Source organism: Metabacillus dongyingensis (genome assembly GCF_019933155.2).
In the GTDB taxonomy this organism is placed as follows: Bacteria; Bacillota; Bacilli; order Bacillales; family Bacillaceae; genus Bacillus_P; species Bacillus_P dongyingensis.
The window spans coordinates 2,855,696-2,872,580 of the sequence record NZ_CP082944.1; the positions used below are offsets into that span (position 1 = coordinate 2,855,696).

At 38.3% G+C, this 16,885-nt stretch carries 20 protein-coding genes; 7 read left to right on the plus strand and 13 right to left on the minus strand.

Annotated elements, in window-relative coordinates; genetic code table 11:
- Positions 1 to 94: 94 nt before the first annotated feature.
- The 4 genes from K8L98_RS14170 to K8L98_RS14185 form a co-directional block, all read right to left on the minus strand.
- Complete coding sequence (locus tag K8L98_RS14170) at positions 95 to 556, minus strand: helix-hairpin-helix domain-containing protein (protein ID WP_223435593.1); 462 nt, start codon at positions 554 to 556, stop codon at positions 95 to 97.
- 79 nt (positions 557 to 635) lie between these two features.
- Positions 636 to 1,406 (minus strand): sporulation protein, encoded by a 771-nt coding sequence (locus K8L98_RS14175; protein ID WP_223435594.1) that lies wholly within the window; start codon positions 1,404 to 1,406, stop codon positions 636 to 638.
- Entirely contained in the window at positions 1,393 to 2,211 is an 819-nt protein-coding gene (locus K8L98_RS14180) for a serine/threonine protein kinase (protein ID WP_223435595.1), read from the minus strand. The genes K8L98_RS14175 and K8L98_RS14180 overlap by 14 nt, the downstream gene beginning before the upstream one ends.
- Positions 2,211 to 2,375: a hypothetical protein gene (locus tag K8L98_RS14185; protein WP_223435597.1), complete on the minus strand. Its 165-nt coding sequence runs from the start codon at positions 2,373 to 2,375 to the stop codon at positions 2,211 to 2,213. The genes K8L98_RS14180 and K8L98_RS14185 overlap by 1 nt, the downstream gene beginning before the upstream one ends.
- A 97-nt stretch (positions 2,376 to 2,472) precedes the next feature.
- Here K8L98_RS14185 and K8L98_RS14190 point away from each other — a divergent pair, with 97 nt between their 5' ends.
- Positions 2,473 to 3,561, plus strand: a complete 1,089-nt coding sequence (locus K8L98_RS14190; protein ID WP_223435599.1) for a DUF2515 family protein — start codon at positions 2,473 to 2,475, stop codon at positions 3,559 to 3,561.
- Positions 3,562 to 3,598: 37 nt separating this feature from the next.
- Here the strand turns inward: K8L98_RS14190 and K8L98_RS14195 are convergent, their stop codons facing one another.
- A complete protein-coding gene (locus tag K8L98_RS14195; RefSeq protein WP_133310713.1) occupies positions 3,599 to 3,775 on the minus strand; it encodes a YozD family protein in 177 nt (58 codons plus the stop codon).
- Between the two features lie 150 nt (positions 3,776 to 3,925).
- Between K8L98_RS14195 and K8L98_RS14200 the strand changes: the two genes are divergently transcribed.
- Complete coding sequence (locus K8L98_RS14200; RefSeq protein WP_223435600.1) at positions 3,926 to 4,099, plus strand: hypothetical protein; 174 nt, start codon at positions 3,926 to 3,928, stop codon at positions 4,097 to 4,099.
- On the opposite strand, the gene K8L98_RS14205 is transcribed toward K8L98_RS14200, so the two are convergent.
- Positions 4,096 to 4,722, minus strand: a complete 627-nt coding sequence (locus K8L98_RS14205; protein ID WP_420828869.1) for a hypothetical protein — start codon at positions 4,720 to 4,722, stop codon at positions 4,096 to 4,098. The two genes, K8L98_RS14200 and K8L98_RS14205, sit on opposite strands and share 4 nt — an antisense overlap.
- Positions 4,723 to 4,958: 236 nt before the next feature.
- On the opposite strand from K8L98_RS14205, the gene K8L98_RS14210 reads away from it, so the two are divergent.
- Positions 4,959 to 5,081, plus strand: a complete 123-nt coding sequence (locus tag K8L98_RS14210) for a DUF4023 domain-containing protein (RefSeq protein WP_223435603.1) — start codon at positions 4,959 to 4,961, stop codon at positions 5,079 to 5,081.
- Between the two features lie 551 nt (positions 5,082 to 5,632).
- On the opposite strand, the gene K8L98_RS14215 is transcribed toward K8L98_RS14210, so the two are convergent.
- Positions 5,633 to 6,349 carry a YwaF family protein gene (locus tag K8L98_RS14215; RefSeq protein WP_223435605.1) on the minus strand — a complete coding sequence of 239 codons (717 nt, stop codon included), beginning with the start codon at positions 6,347 to 6,349 and terminating at the stop codon, positions 5,633 to 5,635.
- 279 nt (positions 6,350 to 6,628) lie between these two features.
- Here K8L98_RS14215 and K8L98_RS14220 point away from each other — a divergent pair, with 279 nt between their 5' ends.
- A complete protein-coding gene (locus tag K8L98_RS14220; protein ID WP_223435607.1) occupies positions 6,629 to 7,810 on the plus strand; it encodes a styrene monooxygenase/indole monooxygenase family protein in 1,182 nt (393 codons plus the stop codon).
- Between the two features lie 55 nt (positions 7,811 to 7,865).
- Here K8L98_RS14220 and K8L98_RS26880 read toward each other — a convergent pair whose 3' ends face one another.
- The 3 genes from K8L98_RS26880 to K8L98_RS26885 are packed head-to-tail and all read right to left on the minus strand — an operon-like array spanning position 7,866 to position 8,365.
- Positions 7,866 to 7,997 carry a DUF6886 family protein gene (locus K8L98_RS26880; protein WP_420828790.1) on the minus strand — a complete coding sequence of 44 codons (132 nt, stop codon included), beginning with the start codon at positions 7,995 to 7,997 and terminating at the stop codon, positions 7,866 to 7,868.
- The gene (locus K8L98_RS14225; protein WP_223435609.1) at positions 7,948 to 8,259 is read right to left on the minus strand and encodes a DUF6886 family protein; all 312 of its coding nucleotides are present in this window, start codon (positions 8,257 to 8,259) and stop codon (positions 7,948 to 7,950) included. The genes K8L98_RS26880 and K8L98_RS14225 overlap by 50 nt, the downstream gene beginning before the upstream one ends.
- Positions 8,162 to 8,365 (minus strand): DUF6886 family protein, encoded by a 204-nt coding sequence (locus K8L98_RS26885; RefSeq protein ID WP_420828791.1) that lies wholly within the window; start codon positions 8,363 to 8,365, stop codon positions 8,162 to 8,164. The genes K8L98_RS14225 and K8L98_RS26885 overlap by 98 nt, the downstream gene beginning before the upstream one ends.
- Before the next feature lie 127 nt (positions 8,366 to 8,492).
- Between K8L98_RS26885 and ant(6) the strand changes: the two genes are divergently transcribed.
- On the plus strand, positions 8,493 to 9,356 hold the full coding sequence (gene ant(6) / locus K8L98_RS14230) for an aminoglycoside 6-adenylyltransferase (RefSeq protein WP_223435611.1): 864 nt from the start codon (positions 8,493 to 8,495) through the stop codon (positions 9,354 to 9,356).
- Between the two features lie 154 nt (positions 9,357 to 9,510).
- Here the strand turns inward: ant(6) and K8L98_RS14235 are convergent, their stop codons facing one another.
- The 3 genes from K8L98_RS14235 to K8L98_RS14245 all read right to left on the minus strand — a co-directional run bounded on the left by K8L98_RS14235 (position 9,511) and on the right by K8L98_RS14245 (position 12,843).
- Positions 9,511 to 9,939 (minus strand): DoxX family protein, encoded by a 429-nt coding sequence (locus K8L98_RS14235; RefSeq protein WP_223435612.1) that lies wholly within the window; start codon positions 9,937 to 9,939, stop codon positions 9,511 to 9,513.
- A gap of 465 nt (positions 9,940 to 10,404) precedes the next feature.
- Complete coding sequence (locus K8L98_RS14240) at positions 10,405 to 10,875, minus strand: DinB family protein (protein ID WP_223435613.1); 471 nt, start codon at positions 10,873 to 10,875, stop codon at positions 10,405 to 10,407.
- Positions 10,876 to 10,986: 111 nt separating this feature from the next.
- Positions 10,987 to 12,843, minus strand: coding sequence for an LTA synthase family protein (locus K8L98_RS14245; RefSeq protein ID WP_223435614.1), 1,857 nt, complete (start codon positions 12,841 to 12,843; stop codon positions 10,987 to 10,989).
- A gap of 335 nt (positions 12,844 to 13,178) precedes the next feature.
- On the opposite strand from K8L98_RS14245, the gene K8L98_RS14250 reads away from it, so the two are divergent.
- Positions 13,179 to 16,241 (plus strand): efflux RND transporter permease subunit, encoded by a 3,063-nt coding sequence (locus K8L98_RS14250; protein WP_223435615.1) that lies wholly within the window; start codon positions 13,179 to 13,181, stop codon positions 16,239 to 16,241.
- An 85-nt stretch (positions 16,242 to 16,326) separates the two neighbouring features.
- Positions 16,327 to 16,872 (plus strand): GNAT family N-acetyltransferase, encoded by a 546-nt coding sequence (locus K8L98_RS14255; RefSeq protein ID WP_223435617.1) that lies wholly within the window; start codon positions 16,327 to 16,329, stop codon positions 16,870 to 16,872.
- The last annotated feature ends 13 nt before the right edge of the window (positions 16,873 to 16,885 follow it).

The following is a 16,885-nucleotide window of genomic DNA, read 5'->3' on the forward strand; positions in this document are numbered from 1 at the left end:
ACGTTCCATGCCGCTCTTTTTTTGTCTGTTCTCTTAAATTGGAAGATTTTTTTACTGTTGAAGCACTTGTTGACACAGGATTAAAATAGCCTCTTTACTCGTGCCACGCCTTAACCGGCCGATCATCAGGATACCCGAAAATTTCACGGTATTTCTTGCGGTCTTCGGTAAATTCCCACCAGTTTTTATCGCTGCCTGGATGATTTGCATGATAGACGACACATCTCATGACGTCTTCTACGCAAGGATCCATCCATACCCCGTACTTTTTCTCTAGTTCATGAACGAGCTCTTCTCCCCTCCTGTTCTTTACATCCTCTAAAGCAGAGAATCCAAGGTCCACAGCCAGATTATGGGCAAGCTTTGGGCCCACCGACGGAATAGACTGAAAGACAGCAAGCCCAATTAATTCCCGGGCCCGTTCGTTTGGAACTTCAATTAAAGCTGCTAATTTGTTTGCCTTCATCTCTTTTATCTCTGAGAGTCTGATTTTGCCCTTTCTCAGCTGTTCCCTCTCCTTGTCAGTTAGGGGGAGCTTTGGTGATTTTTGCTTCATTTTGTTTCACCTCTCCTATTAAATTGGTTATCTCACATCAAAAAACAGCAGTGATAAACTCTTCACTGCTGTCACTTGATTAACTATATCGCTGTATGACATCTTCAAGCGTTCTTTTGATAGATGCCTGCTCTTGCTGAGTGATCATAACTTTTACCAGGGATTCATCCATTTCGAGGGCTTCAGATAAAAAGCCCCCGAGTCCCCTTGCCCGGCGATCTACTTCGAGCAGCAGCTCTACTCCGTGATGGCTTACATTTGAAATGACGACTTCCAGTTCATCGAGCTTGCCGCGGAACGGACCTGCGGTTGGATAGAACTCAAATTCCTGAATAAAAGGAAGCCTTTTCCGCAAATGATACGGAGCTGCCTCGTTTTCTACTTTTCTAAGGTTAAAGCCAAGGTCTCTTAGTGCGGAGAAAATTGTTTGCACGAGCGGCGGGGCTGCCACCTCTAAAAAGTCTTTGTCACTCGGGTCAACTGCCCCTTTAATATCAAGCCCGGTTTCCAGCCAAACCTTTGATGAGCCAAGGGTGATTGGTGTGTCGGCAGGCAGTGGAAAAGCAAATGGAATTTCTTTTATTTCATTTGCCATGATTACAAATGGTTCATTCATTTTCACCTTTGTAATGGTTGCAGTCTGATGATATTTCTTATCATCTGATTCTTTTAAATAAGTTGTTTGCAGAGAAAGGTAGATTTCATCGATCTGCTGTTCGATGTTTCCGCCTTGGACGTGAATAATTCCTTTCAGCTCTTCTCCCAAAACAATTTTATCAGAAGCTAACCGCGCATCCACTTTAGCTGCACCAATACCTACACTTGAAAGAATTTTATTAAAAAATGACATTTTGTTCTCTCCCATCCGCACACTTCAATACTTCCACTATAAGCTCATCAATAGAATCATATGGCTTTAGAAGCTTGAGCATCCGTTTTATAATTTCTTTAGCAAACGCTGATAATTCAAGTTCATCTTCCCAGCTTCTGCTCTTTCTCGAAGAAGGAACATAGCCTGAATACAATAAAAAAAGCACGAAATGTCCCAAAGCAAAAAAATCGCTTTGATAGGAAACCTCTCTCAAAAGAATCTTTTCTTTGGAGTATTTTGTTTCAGACTTGAATACTTCATTAGAATCATTCAGTCTTCTGGCTAATCCAAAATCAATAATATGAATGGACTGATTTTTCATGAGAATGTTCGGTATTCTTAAATCCCTGTGAACAATTCCATTATCATGAAGAATCTTTACAGCCCTTAATACTTTCAACAATATATGAAAGGATTCCTTCTCTCCATAAGCTTCTTTTTTAATAAATATTAAATCCTCGAATGTCTCGGCTTCTACATACTCCATTGAAATAAAATGTTTTTTTTCCCATTTAAAGGATTCGTAAAAATCAGGAAAGGCAGAATTGCGCATGCTAGACTGAATGTCAGCTTCCCGCATGAACGAGAGCAGCCCTTTACTTGAACGCGCTTTATAAGCTCTAAGCTGCTTTACGACAGCAGACTTCCTGCAATGAATATCTTCGGTAAGATACGTAATGCCATAGCTGCCCATACCCAGCACTTTTTTTATGAGGTATTTGCTGTTAATCGTCATGCCTGATTTTAACGGCCTTTCCCCATATTTTAATAACAGGTTAATCATTAACTGCTGTAGGATCTTGAAAAACGGCTTGATCCAGATTTCCGCTTATAATGCTTGTGGCCATACTTAGCGGGATTTCCGTAATGTCTATTCCTGCGGTCGCTGCTGCTGTATCTGTGATGTGATTTTTTCCCTAAAAATGAATTGATCAATTTTTTTAACATATAGATCCCTCTTTCTTTAATTACTACGTTTCATAAGAACAAAAGTTTCAGCTTTTTCATATGTAAGTAGGAGGCACGGATATAGGAGCTGGCTATTATGAATATCCTCCCGCTTTTTAAGAAGAAAGCATTACCTGTCCTTTTACCCAATACAGAAAAAGTAAACCTGGAAAAAACTTTGTCAGAGTCTTTAGAATTAAAAAGTCCCCTTGTACTATATGAAGAAGAAAGACTTGCTGTTTTGGACATAAGAGCTCAGACTGCCGAGTTGAACAGGAATAACCTGACAAGAACGGAAGCCTATTTAGCTTTTTATTTAAAGCACCCTGAAATTCATTGGTCTTTTCTTGCACATATGGTGTCAAGAAACGGCGGATACAGCATGACTGATTTGAAAAATGGCTTTGTCGGTCAGTTTCTGCCTGAAAAAGAGATTGTCGCTCTTTTTCAATTTCTTGAAACGGCTAACGCTCTTATTTTCCATGATGCCTATCCGCAGCTGATGCTATACGAAAAAAGCCTTTTATCAGGCAAACCGCTTTTTCATTTATTGCCCGCCTTAAATGTTTCGCGGTTTATGATACCAATCTGGGAGATGTTTTTTAAAAAGAAATACTCTGACGTGCTTACGCTTGCCTTAATTACAAACGAGCAGCATTATGTGGAGAATCAGCTGCTGTCAAAATCGTCCGGCATCTTAAAAACATTCCCTTATGCTGTGCAGGAAAAATGCGGACTGACGAATGTTGTCTTACCATACAAAAAGCACTTTTTTGATAAAAAATATTCCCTTGCAGGAATGGAAGTAGATAATTTTATTAAGCCTGAAGCAAGAATCAAAATAGGAAAGATCCTTTATCAAACTCTTTTTCATCCAGCCGTCTTCAATGAGGCTTTGTTATTTTCAAAGCATACTCCGCATACTGGCTCGAGAAGTGACTATTGGCCACACCTTTTCTCAGCTTCTAAAGAGAAGCAAAAATTCCAGAGCCCGAAGCTGCTGGATGCATGGGAAGATGTTCCTCATACTTTTCACAGATACAGTGATTGGCTTCAGAATATAGATCTAATTTCAGAATTTGATGTTTTTCAGCACACGGGCACCTATAAAGACATAACAAAGAATGTAAAAATGAATTTGCTGAAAATGAGCTCCCTCCAATTGATTACAAAGAAAATACTTTGACATAACGCCAATAAAAAACGACGAGAACCCTCGTCGTTTATTCTATGTCTTCCAAATCTTCATCAATTATGCATTTTTCGAGTAAATAATCGAATGCGATATCTGCTATTGTATCCAGTTCGAGTTCTGAGGGAATGTATCCCCTTTTCGTCAGCTCATTGTAAAAGAATTCTGCCATTTCTTCTGTATCAATAATAACTTCAATTTCTTTCACAACATCGCCCCCTTAGTAATTGTTTATATGTCCCAATTTTCAAAACTATGTCAGGAATGAATAAGCTTTCGATAAATTTTATTGTTCATAATCTATCCTTGCCTGCATACCATTTAAGTAAATGGACAAGCCAAAGAGGAGATGAATGAAATGAAGAACTTACAAGCGGTTTCAAAAAAAGAAGAAGAAAATATTGTACTGCAATTTATAGATGGAGAGGGCTTTGATCATCTGCTTGAACAAACAATTAAGATCCTTCAAGGGGCTATGCTCTTCGGATGTGTGCCGTTTTTTATTTACTTGTTGATTTTAATCTTTTCTTAATGATCCTTTGTATACTTGTTTAAACTATCGATTATAAAATCCATCATTTCTTTATACTCAGGATCTCCAAACATTTCGTACAATGACAAATAATCATTGTATATATCAAGAAGTTCATCAACAATATCCCTTTTGCTTCGTTTTACTTTACGAGCGGCGGGTTCTTGCTTTGTCAGCTTTTCTTTGGCAAGGAGCTGTTCCATCGCTTTACTTTCGGGAGAAACGATATGCATCAGGCTCAGCTGCTGAACGAATGTTCCTGCCTGTTTTTTCCCCATAACAAATACAAGCTCTTCCTCGGATGCTTCAAGCCATTCCCCGTCGTTGATGCGCATGAGCTCATAGATAATATCTTCCCAGCCATCCTCTGTATATCTCCAGATTTCAGTACGAAAACCGACTATTTTGAACAGCTCTTCTTCGTAGCCCTTTACTTGTACAATATCTCCTATATGATACTGAAATTCAATTTCTATTTTTTCGGAATCAATGACTTTCCCGGTGTATTCTGAGTATAGCTGGATCGCGTTTTCAAAGTATAAAATCTCGCTGTGATTTACTTCATATAGATAATGCTGATCGATTTGATGAACGTTCGTAACCGTTCCAACCGTACTGTACATAATAATCACGACAGTATCACCGACTTTAAACTTTGGAATTTTTTTGTTCACTAAAAGATCCTCCTCTGCCGCGATTCATAAAAGTTAGAATAGTATATGCTGTAAAACCTGAATGCGTAATAGGCAAATCAGCAAAGGATTTTCTATCAATTCGGTTTCATTTAAATGATTGACTCATTTTTTCAGGAGACCTGGAGATAGTAAGAATATGAAGTCATTTTAGGAGGTCATTTTTTATGGAAAACACATCTAATTACGTCGAAGGCTTACATGAAAAACAGCAAAAGGACGAGCAGAACAGACAGCACCAGGGCAAAGGAAACCCGGGCAAGAAAAAGCCGAATAAAACGCATAAATAATTAGGAAATGAAAAATCGCCTGGTTAGCCCAGGCAGAAAAGTTTTGGTTTAACTTTTTTGTCGGAGCCGTTCTGGCCGAGGTTAGGCGATGGAGCTGGATAATAATGAATTTGTGAGCCGGCTGGTCAGCTCAGATGCGGCTTACAAGAATTCCCCCGAAAAGGCAGAGTCTGACTTTTCGGGGGAATTCTTTTGTATGAGGAATCAGGAGGTCCAGTTGGACAATGACACAGACGGACACAAAAGGATCCTGCAGAAAAGACTGTTTCTGCAGGATCCTTAATAATAATGGTGAACTTTCGCACCGTCAGCTGGGGGTTATCTGGAAAAAGAAAGTATTTCTTATTAATGGGCAAGTATTTCACCAAATCTGGCCAGTAAAATAGGCAAACAGGTAAGTATTTTACTCGTTTCAGCGAGTAAATCGACAAACACTTTTAATCCGCGTGCCAAATGCACATTGATTCTGAAAGAAGAAAATATAATTTATATTGGCACTATCCCAATCTTTTTCTGTAACCAGCTGACCAGCATTCCTTCACAAATTTCATCTAATCAGAACGTAATTGCTTCAATTTAATACACCCGTATAAAATGAGAAAACTCGCAATCATAAAGACCTCCATCCAAAGCAAATACCTCGGCCAAGCCCCAAGAAAATCTAAAAGCGAAGCATTTTCAGGTTTTTTCATGATGTATAGATAATTTGAGCCAATCCGTTTATTTAAGAGATAAATACATCCGGCGTAAACATTGACAATCAGCACTGAAGCCCATAATGAGCGCCAGGTTGGCAGAAAATGATAGGCCAGTATCATAAACAAGCATGCAATGATCACTCCTCCATGTGACAGAAAAAAAACGATATACTGGAAATGCGGAAAAGAATACTGTCCAAGGTTCGGTGTGAGAACGGCCTGAATGGAACTTGCAATTCCTGCGTAATACAGAAATTGAAACAGCCTGGAGCTTTTTGCAATGAGCATGATAATGGCCAGAATGACAGTAAAATCACTTAGGTGAAGAGGCAATGAAGATTGGGGTGTCCATGCCCCTTCTGCTATTAGCCACACCTGGTGCACAAACATGGAAAGAAAAAGAATTACTGCCAGTGCAATACGAACAGGTTGTCTCATTAATTTAACTTTTTTCTTAAAAATAAATAAAAGGAAAGTCAAAAACAGAATTAAAACCAATGTCCATATGTGATCTGCTGAAAATAGACGGAAATTTTCAACCTTAGGGTCGTGCTGAAAGTATTCGTACATTCATGCCACTCCGTTTTTCTATTTATTTTGAGGCAATTTCACATAATTTATGCCGATAACAGCTGAAAAAAAAGCTGAGCTCAAAGTCAGCTCTTAAGTCCCTTTAAGTTCCCGTACTAGAAAATAACAGGTAAGATTACGAGATAAATACTTGTAAGCCTTTATTTATCCAACCAATAACACCTGTGTAAAATCCTACTATAGAAGAATGTGATAGAGGTTTAATAATGGTAAAATTCACTATATGAATTTCAATTATGATTTTGGGGAGTGAGAGGTATGAAACGGCGAATTTGTATTGTTGGGACCGGGACAGCTGGTCTCCATTTGGCATATGCTCTTAAAAAGGAGTTTGATGTGACGGTGATCTCCCATCGCACAGCAGAACAGATCAGAAATGGCAGAATTCAGTCTACACAAGTACATTTCGGCTCGACAATTGAAAGAGAAAGACGCTTTTCTATGCCAAAATGGAGTGAGCATACTCGAATTGAAAGTATCCATATGACCATTGGTCAGCAAAAACTGTTTGCAGGAATGCTGGCTGAACCCGCACTTTCTGTTGATCAGCGCTTCTATTTTTCACATTGTTTAGAGGAACTAATAGAGAGAAAGGTCCCTGTTCTCTTTAAAAAAATAAATAATGAGAATCTCGGTGAATTAATAGAAGAATTTGACTTGGTTATTGACTGTACTGGCAAAAATGGGCCGCTTTTCCCCTTTCCTATTGAAAAAGATTTTTCACCATTCCAGACACCTCAAAGAAAATGCATCGTTGGATACTTTAGAGGTATAAAGCCGCTTACACCTCAAGGAATTAATGTCACCATCCTCCCAGGTGAAGGAGAAATGTTTGAAATACCTGCATTAACGGATCAAGGTCCAGTGACGATCTTGTTTATTATGGCAATTCAGGAAAAGAGATTAGATATTTTTAAAGCGATTCGCTCATCAGACGAATTCACGTTAAAAATACGGACAGTTTTGCAATCTTTTTTCCCGGAAATCGCAAGTCGTATTGTAGAGGAAAGCTTTGCTCTAAATGATGAAAAGGGAATTCTGCAAACAGCGATCACACCTGTTATACGAAAACCGTATACAATTATACAAAATAAATTAGCAGTCGGATGCGGAGACAGTGTGTTTTTGAATGATCCGATTACAGGACAAGGCTGCAATCTTTCGTCTTACTGCGCAGAAAAACTGTATGAGACGTTAATTGAGTTTAAAGATGAACCTTGGAATTCACAGCTTGGGGAATCCTATTGGGATAAAACGAAACCATTAGTCAAGCAAGTGACAGAGTGGACAAATGCGATGACAATGCCGATGCCTGAGCATGTTATCGACCAGATCCTTCAAGGTTCCGGGGAACAGGCAAAAGCAGATCGAATTGCCGGCTGGTTTGCTGATCCAAGCACGGCCTATCAGGATATTTTTCAAGGCAGCAAAATCCAGTAGTTTATATGGAGAAGGGTGACCTGCTGATTCACCCTTCTTTCATTCTTGCGGCATTTCAAAAACGAATAATTGAAAAATTCAAGGATGATGAAAGAATACGATTCCGGATTGGATATAGGTCTGGAGTAAATCTCAGCTCAACGTTTGCCGTCAAAATCTTCCTCCAATAAATCGCCTGCAGGCTCAACGTTCAGCGGCACAACTTCTTCAAAAGATAAATAGTATCCGGCCGTTTTCGCTTCATCAAACAACTCAAATGATTCCGAATTAAATGTATAAATGTAAAATTTTGTGCTGCGGATCCGTTCAAGCCATGAGCTTTCAATCACAATAATCTTATCTGTACTAGTCTCACCGAAAAATCTGGAAGAATCCTCTTCCTTCGTTTGCTCCCCCTTCCAATATATAACTCTGTGACAATCCCGCGGAAAATAATAATGAAGTTGCATGCTCCTGATCTATGGCCCAGACAACTGGACGAAGGCTTAGAAAAGCAGCAGAGTGCCGCGGTTTAAATAGATTTATAGAAGGAACTTCACTAAAATGGTATAGCATTTACTTTGGTCCCCCTATTCTACCTTTATTAAAAATGACTGCATTCTTCAACCTTATGGCATGTTCTAATAAAAACCACCTTTGCTATACTTTACAATAAAATAAGTAGATTTTGGAGGAAACATAATTGAGAAGCGAAAGCGAAATGATGAAATTAATTCTTGATGTTGCCAAAAATGATAAGAGAATTCGGTTAGTAACTCTAGAGGGTTCAAGAGCAAATAAAAATGTGCCAAGAGACAAATTTCAAGACTTTGATATTTCCTATTTTGTAACGGATATTGATTCTTTTAAATCCAGCGATGAATGGTTAAATCAATTTGGCCAAAGAATCTTGATGCAAAAGCCGGAAGATATGGAACTTTTCCCGCCGGAACTTGGCAATTGGTTTTCCTATTTGATGTTATTTGCAGATGATAATAAAATTGACTTAACTCTTATCCCAATTGATGAGCTGGAACAGTACTTATCAGAAAGTGACGGCTTGATAAAATTATTGTTGGATAAGGATTCAAAGATAAATAAAAAAATAGATCCTAATGATGAAAAATATCACATAAAAAAACCTTCAGCTAGAGAATTTGATGATTGCTGCAATGAATTTTGGATGGTGTCAACGTATGTTGTTAAAGGTTTAGCACGAAAAGAAATTCTTTTTGCAATTGATCATTTAAATGAAATAGCAAGACCTAATCTCTTACGAATGATGGCTTGGAATATCGGGATCGAAACTGATTTCTCTTTAAGCGTCGGAAAGAACTATAAGTATATTCAAACCTATTTAGACATAAACGACTGGGAAAAATTGCTTAATACGTATGCAGAGAATAGTTACGAAAATATGTGGCAATCTTTATTTGATTGCTATGATCTTTTTAGAAAATACTCCAAATTAGTTGCTCATCGTTTAAGTTACGACTATCCAGATTATGATGAACAGATTACTGGGTATACTGAAAAAATTTTTCATTCCTTTCGTAAAAACCATTAAAAGCGGAAGAAGTTCCATTGTCATTCCCAGAGATAAACAATATATATGACTATAAAATACCTTTTTGATTTAGTGCACAACAGTATTCCATCTTGTGTCCAGTGCAAAATGAAAAAACCTGATCAGCAGCTGCTGATCAGGTTTTTTCATACCTTTAAATATGTGATTGAATCTTTTTGTCAGCTGAAAGCTGTTTCCTAAACGGAAATAGACTGCGCACGGTTTCATCCCGCAGCCATAAGCCTCCCCATGCTATAACAGCTAAATATACCGGAAACAAAGTATGAGAAAAGAGCGGGGCATCCAATCGTAAATGTGTAGCGATAACGCCTCCATAATAGCCGGTCAGGAGTACTGCTCCCAAGAGAGAAGTCCGCGGTACAAGATACAGAATCACAGATAATAGCCCAAGCAATCCAATGATAAAAATGTGATGCTCCTCAAAACCAAGCGAAAGGGTTCCTTCAACAACCTGAACAGGTTTGACAAATTTCATAATACTGTCAAATAACATAAACAGGATAACCAGTCCGCTCATCACCCAAGAAGTCAAAAGGCGGCCTTTTGAAACACTTTTTGCCATGATTGTTTGTACCTCCCTGATTTTTGTATGATACTCTGTACACTTTAGTTCCTCGTGTGTAATCATACATCATTTCAAAATACTGGATGAGTTTTAAAATTATGACTTCTAATTTTGTTCTTACATCCGTCAGGCTAATGAAATCCTTCTCTTTCTTTTTCTAGTAAAATCTTTGAAATCCCGGAAAAACATCATGGCCCATGCCAAAATGGACGACTTGGAGTTTTGTTTTATTGCCTCTGCTTTCTTTTCCAAGTCTCTCTATTTCTGCAGAAGTTAATCGAGGTCATGCAAACAGTCCTCTTTACTTTTCCGAATTACAGTGAGTTAACAAATAAATCCTTTTTTCATTATTTTTTGCAGGCATCATTATTATTTTTAAATTGCCGCCAAACAGCTCTCTCAGTCAAACAAACACAAGCTTCATTTTCACTCTTCGTGTCAGATTCAATAACGGTCAGTCTCCTATTCAAACATCATAACCCCGGGATCTTTCTTATAACAATGCACAAGGATCGCATGCAGCTGGCCTCGATGATGATACAAATGAACTGCCATTTCTAAAAGCCATTCATACCGGGTATAAACGGTTCCCCAATAAGAGGTCATTTCCTGATGAAGTTCTTTTTCATTAAATTGACTGAACCGTTCTGATAAAATAATGTGATTCTTAATCAATGCTTCTTTTATGTCGTGGAGGTTATTTAAAGCTGCAGAAGAATAGAAGCCGGCCATCTCTTCCCAGCTTGCTCCTTCAGAAATCAGCAGATCTGCATGACAGATCATTGCAATATGTTTGAGCAGCTCTCCGACGGAATGCTTGTCAGCTGTCGGTCTTTTCATCAAATCACTTTCTTCTAACGTTTCTATAATCTTAATAATAGTGTCATTTGCCACCTCAATTTGATGCAATGCATTTTTAACATATGGATTCAAAAGCCAAACCTCTCCCTTATCTCCGCTTTAAAATAATTATCGGATATTTACCTTTCCTCTACAAGAAAAAAGCCGCTCTATCCGTTAGAATAAAGCAGCTTCATCAAAAGATTAATATAATTTGGTGATTAAATCATTTTCCAAAAACATCGTTGATAACTCTATATCTTTATATAACTTGTTATAATTTTCTCTGCAGGCTTCAATGTCTGTCTGCTTTTTGGTTTTATTATCTATACATTTACCAGATGAAAAAACGCCATCATGGGAAGCAATGTAATCATAGCTATCAGAGTAAAACGAATAACGTGTTGTTTCGTAAGCAAATCCTGCAAAGCCCTCATGATCAGCATCAAGAGGTTTCCCAAACTGAATCAGCTTCTGATCGATTCCAAGCAAAGACGTGATTGTTGGAAAGATGTCCATCTGGCTGGCAGTTACTTCATTGACTGCACCCTCTGTTTGCCCGGGATGATGAATGATCAGCGGGATATTGAATTGTTCTTTTTCATTAAAATCCACAGCAATCAGTTTATTGATTTCATCTTTATCCATTGGCAGCGGTCCATAGTGATCGCCATATACAACAAAGATTGTATCGTCCCACAGGTTTTTCCTTTTCAAATCTTCGATAAATAGACCAATTGTCTCGTCGAAGTATTTTGTAGACTGCAAATAATGACCTGTATTCGTGCCTTCAAACCTTTTTGGAAGATTTAAATATTGATGGTCTTTCGGCATAACAAAAGGACGATGGTTGGTAAGCGAGACAATGAAATTATAGAAAGGCTTTTTATCTTCTGTGTATATCTCAGCCATTTGATTAAATATACTTTCATCCGAAATACCAAGTCCAACAATTTCATCCGCTGTAATTTTCGGGTGATTTTTATGGTAAAACGTTTGATACCCTTGTTCCGGATAGGCTTGATGGCGATTCCAGAAATCAGGATTATTGCCATGGGTTGCGCTGGTTGAATATCCTTCCCGTTTTAAAACGTTCGCGAGCGACATGTATTCGTTAAAAGGATATGCATTATAAACACCTTTAGGCGCCATTGGATATAAAGAATTATTTGAAACAAATTCTGCATCAGACGTATTACCGCGTCCAATTTGCAGATAAGTATTCGGATAATAATGACTTTCTCCAATCAAATCATTCAAATTCGGAGTGACCTCTTCCCCATTCACTTTCAGTCCGATTGGGAACGTGTTTAAAGATTCTGCTTGAATGACAATGACGTTTTTCCCTTTAAATTTGCCGTAATAAGGTGATTCTTTCTGCAATTCTTGATTTTCACTGAAATACGACTGCAGTTCTTGAATTTGTTTTTTGTCATTAAGGAAGGTTTCCTTAGCAAAAGCCTGTTTAAGCATATTTTGTTTCACATCGTAAATATGGGCAGGAAGAACTCCTGTTAATGAGACTTTATATTGATCAGAAAATGTATCTTTCAAAGGGTAAAAAGAAGTAAATAATATAGCTGCTGCTCCAAGTCCGAAGGCAATTCTGCTGAACGCTTTACGCTGTTCATTCTGTTTGATTAAATAATAAACAATCAACAAAACAGCAGCCAGCAAGACATCAATCCAGTATAAATAATCGGCCGGATAGATAAGGGATATAATTGAATCTTTCACATGCCCTAACTGATCAGCCTGCCCAAGCAGTTTTACATTTAAAATAGCATCATAATACCGTTCATAAACAGCATCTGCATATAGGATAAAAGATAGAATGAAATAGATGATGAATGCGGTGATGAATTTTAATTTTGATCTTCCTGTTACTAAGAGGCTTGTTAAACATAAAGCAAAACCGGCAGAGGCAACTAGGATATATTTCTTATGAGGCGATAATTCCATTTCGTGTACAAAATACAGGGTTTTAAACATCCAGAAAACGGTGATCAACCCTACGGTCAGCAAAAACATGACCATGTTCTTTCTATTATTTAATGACAATCTATATTCACACCTTTAAGTAATTTAATCGAACAAAAATAGATCTTTATATTCAGTTAATCATAGCAAAACGAGTTAGCTTTTTAAAGATAATTTTAACAAAAACTTAATACTCCTTTACAAAGAGTTAAAAAACACGTAATCAACCGTTTACATTTAAGCGAACTCTCCCGCACGTAATTTTTTCCGCTTCGTTTTTTATGAAAATCCTTCGTTAAAGATGCTTATTAAAAAAATTTCACAAATCTTAACACATTCAGGAATGAAAAAAAGACTATTTCTGTGATATAGTTTTATTAGTCAAATTTGACTAATGACTAAGGAGGAGACAGCCTATGTTCGAACATTTTCTTAAACGGGGAAAATTAATCATTATTTTATTTTTTATGATTATTTTAGTTGGCGGGTATTTATTTTATCAGCTTCCTAAACGCGAATTGCCGGAGTTTTCAGCAAATATTGTATCAATATCAACTGTTTATCCAGGAGCGGATGCCTCAGTTGTTGAAAGTGATGTAACGGAGGTTTTAGAAGATGTTTTCAAAAATTCAGAAGGCATTGCAAGCATTAATTCCGTTTCTGCACAGGAATTTTCAACTGTTATCATTGAAGTTGATGATAGTGAAGATTTTGAAAAAATATCCAGTAATATTAAACAAAATGTATCCGACAATGTCTCGAAGCTTCCTGAGGGTGCATTTGATCCTGAAGTAAAAAATGCCGCGGCTGATCTACCGGTTGGTTCATATATGATAACTGCTGGAGATATGAATACACTTGAGAGCAGCCAGGAGGAAATTCTTGATTTAAAAGAAAAGGTTCTCGACCTTGACGGTGTATCAGGCGTTACGATTAAAGGCTTTAATGAAAAAGAAGCCATTTTAAAGCTTGACAGTGATAAGTTATCTGATAAGGGGCTGAATGTCTCTACGATTATTGATGCCATCAATAATGAGTATAAAACGACACCACTAGGCGAAACAAAGCAAGACGGCGAAAATGTCGGCCTTTCGCTGAAACAATATAAAGACGTCAAACAAATAAAAGATCTTACCGTACAATCGCCTATTACAAAAGAGCTAATAAAAGTCAGTGATATCGCCGAGCTTGCTTTTGAGGAGAAGGATCAGGAAGATATTGTTTCTTTTAATGGCAAACCCGCGTATTCTTTTACAGTCACGATCGATTCAGGACTTGATATTCCCGCTGCTTTTACTAAAGTAGACAAAGAAATCAAGGATGAATTGAATTTGCCTGAAGGAGCAGAGCTCGAAACGTATTACTCGCAAAAAGCAGATGTTGATACTATTTTTGATGATTTAATCAAAGAGGCAGTCATTGCGGTGCTTGCCGTTATTCTGATTACAACCCTTGGATTAACATTAAGCGGAGCATTTATCGTTTCACTCGCCATTCCCTTATCTATTACCTTGGGGACAATGCCGCTGCCTTTCCTTGATGTTGACCTGAACCAAATTTCTGTGATCGGGCTGATTATCGCACTTGGAATATTGGTCGATGATGCTATTGTTGTGAATGATAATATTCTGCGTCAATATAAGCTGCAGAAAAATGGAAATGTCCTGCAGGCAACAAAAGATGGCGTTAAAGAGGTATGGGGATCAATTGTCACGTCAACGCTTGCAGTTGTTTTTGCATTCCTGCCGATTACCCTGCTGTCAGGTTCGAATGGGTCATTTATCCGGTCCCTTCCCTCCGTTCTTATCTTAACGGTTGTGGCATCCATGATTATCTCATTGACGCTGGTTCCGGTTTATCAATATGCTGTAAATAAGAAGAGAATTCGTTCAAGCGAGAAAGAACCGGGCTTCTTAGGAAAGCCTCTCAAAAAACTGTCGGACTTTTATGCGGATATTCTCCTTGCGAAAATTGTAAAGCGGCCTGTTATCATTGGCGTCGGCGGAATTGCAGCCACATCTTTGATCTTTTTGCTGGCGTTTTACGTTCCGTTTGAGTTTTTCCCATCCGCTAATAAAAAAGAAGTAACTTTAACTGTCACAATGCCTACAGACTACACTCTTGAAGAAACAAACGGTGTTCTTATAGAGCTGGAAAAAGATTTGATGGATATAAAAGAAACCGAAGAGACAGCGATATTTGCCGGTACCGGGGTACCAGGCCTCTTTAGTGAAACGGTTGAAAATGCAGGTCAAAACACAGGTCAAATTGTCGCACGCATAGATAATAAAGCGGTGACTGCCGATGAATATATAGAAGAAAACAAAGATGATCTCAGGGAAAAGTATCCTGATGCAGAAATTTTCTTAACCACAATCGTCCAGGGTCCTCCGACAGAAGCACCTGTAACCGTAAAATTAAGCGGTGAGGATTTCTACAGACTGAATGATATTAAGAATGAGCTTGCAGGTAAAATTCAGAAAGCGGACAACGGCTTGATTATTGACAATGTAAAAGCATCCCTTTCATCCATCCAATATAATCTTGACCGTGATGCTTTAACTGAAAATGGGTTAGACCCTAAATTCATCAGTGATCAAATTCGTTTAGTAACAGAAGGCATTCCTATAGGCACCTTTAAATCTGATAACAAAAACATTGATTTAGTGATGAAGCAGGACACGGAGATTCATCAGGAAGGAATACAGCTGGGTGAAATCGAGGTTCCTCTTCAAACAGAAGGTCCGGTTCCCCAAACAGCGCCAATCAGTGACTTTTTGGAAACAGACACCATTGAACAATATCAAACGATTCCCCATGAAAATGGTGAAAGGACCATTACCCTGAAAGCTTATCCGGGAGAATCAGAAACATTTAAAGAAGATGTTGCAAAAATAGTAAATGAATTTAAAAATCAATATGCAGATGAAGGCTACAGCCTGACTCTAGGAGGAGAAAATGACGATCAGACGCAATTCTTTATCGAAATCAGTCTTCTCTTCCTGGTCGTTCTTGTCTTGATTTACATGACTATTGCGTTTCAGTTTAATTCCCTTTCACTGCCGCTGCTTGTCCTTGGAACTGTTTACTTAGCAGTAGCCGGAGCTGTCGCCGGACTGTTTGTGACACAGACTCCATTCAGTTTCATGGCAACAATGGGGATTGTGTCTCTTGCAGGAATTGTAGTCCGAAACTCTGTCGTGCTGTTTGAATTTATAGAACAGCGGATCAAAGCGGGCTATGGCCGTACGGAAGCTGTTCTGGAAGCGGGAAGAGCTAGAATACGTCCTATCCTTCTGACGGCATTCACTGCTTTAGTGGCTCTGCTGCCTGTTGCATTCAGCAGCGATCCATTATTCAAACCGCTTGCCATCAGCATAGTATCCGGGGTCCTGTTCTCAACAATTCTGACGCTGCTGATCGTTCCTGCTTTATATATAGTCGTAGATAAGCTTCGTACGAAAAGAAGAAAAATATAACAGATAAGGCTGCCTTTTATTGGCAGCCTTTTTTAAACATAGTATAGTAATTAAATAGAACAGATGCATAAAGGGGGAAAATAGAATGTTTTTACATAAGATTGATGATGAACTATCACTAAAATTAATAGATTTGCCGGATGCTGATAAGCTTTTCAAATTGACAGACCATTCAAGAAACCATTTGAGAAATTGGCTTCCGTGGCTGGATTTCACAACAAAACAGGAAGACACAAAATCATTCATTGAAGGGTGTCTGCGGGCTTATGCAGAAAATAAAAGCCTGAATGCAGTTATTTTATATAAAGGTGAACTCGCAGGAACAGCAGGCTTTAACCAAATCAACTGGTCAAACAGGACAGCTTATATCGGATATTGGCTCGGGGCAGAGTTTCAGGGCAATGGCATTATGACAAAAGTTGCCGGAGCATTGACCGATATAGCCTTTCAGGAATACAACTTGAACAAAGTTGAAATCCGGGCTGCTGTTTTGAACACGAAAAGCAGAAGCATCCCCGAACGACTTGGCTTTGTGCATGAAGGAAACATCAGACAAGCTGAATGGCTCTATGATCATTTCGTTGATCATGCCGTGTATGGGATGCTTGCTAATGAGTGGAAGCAAAAATAACGAAGAAAGCACC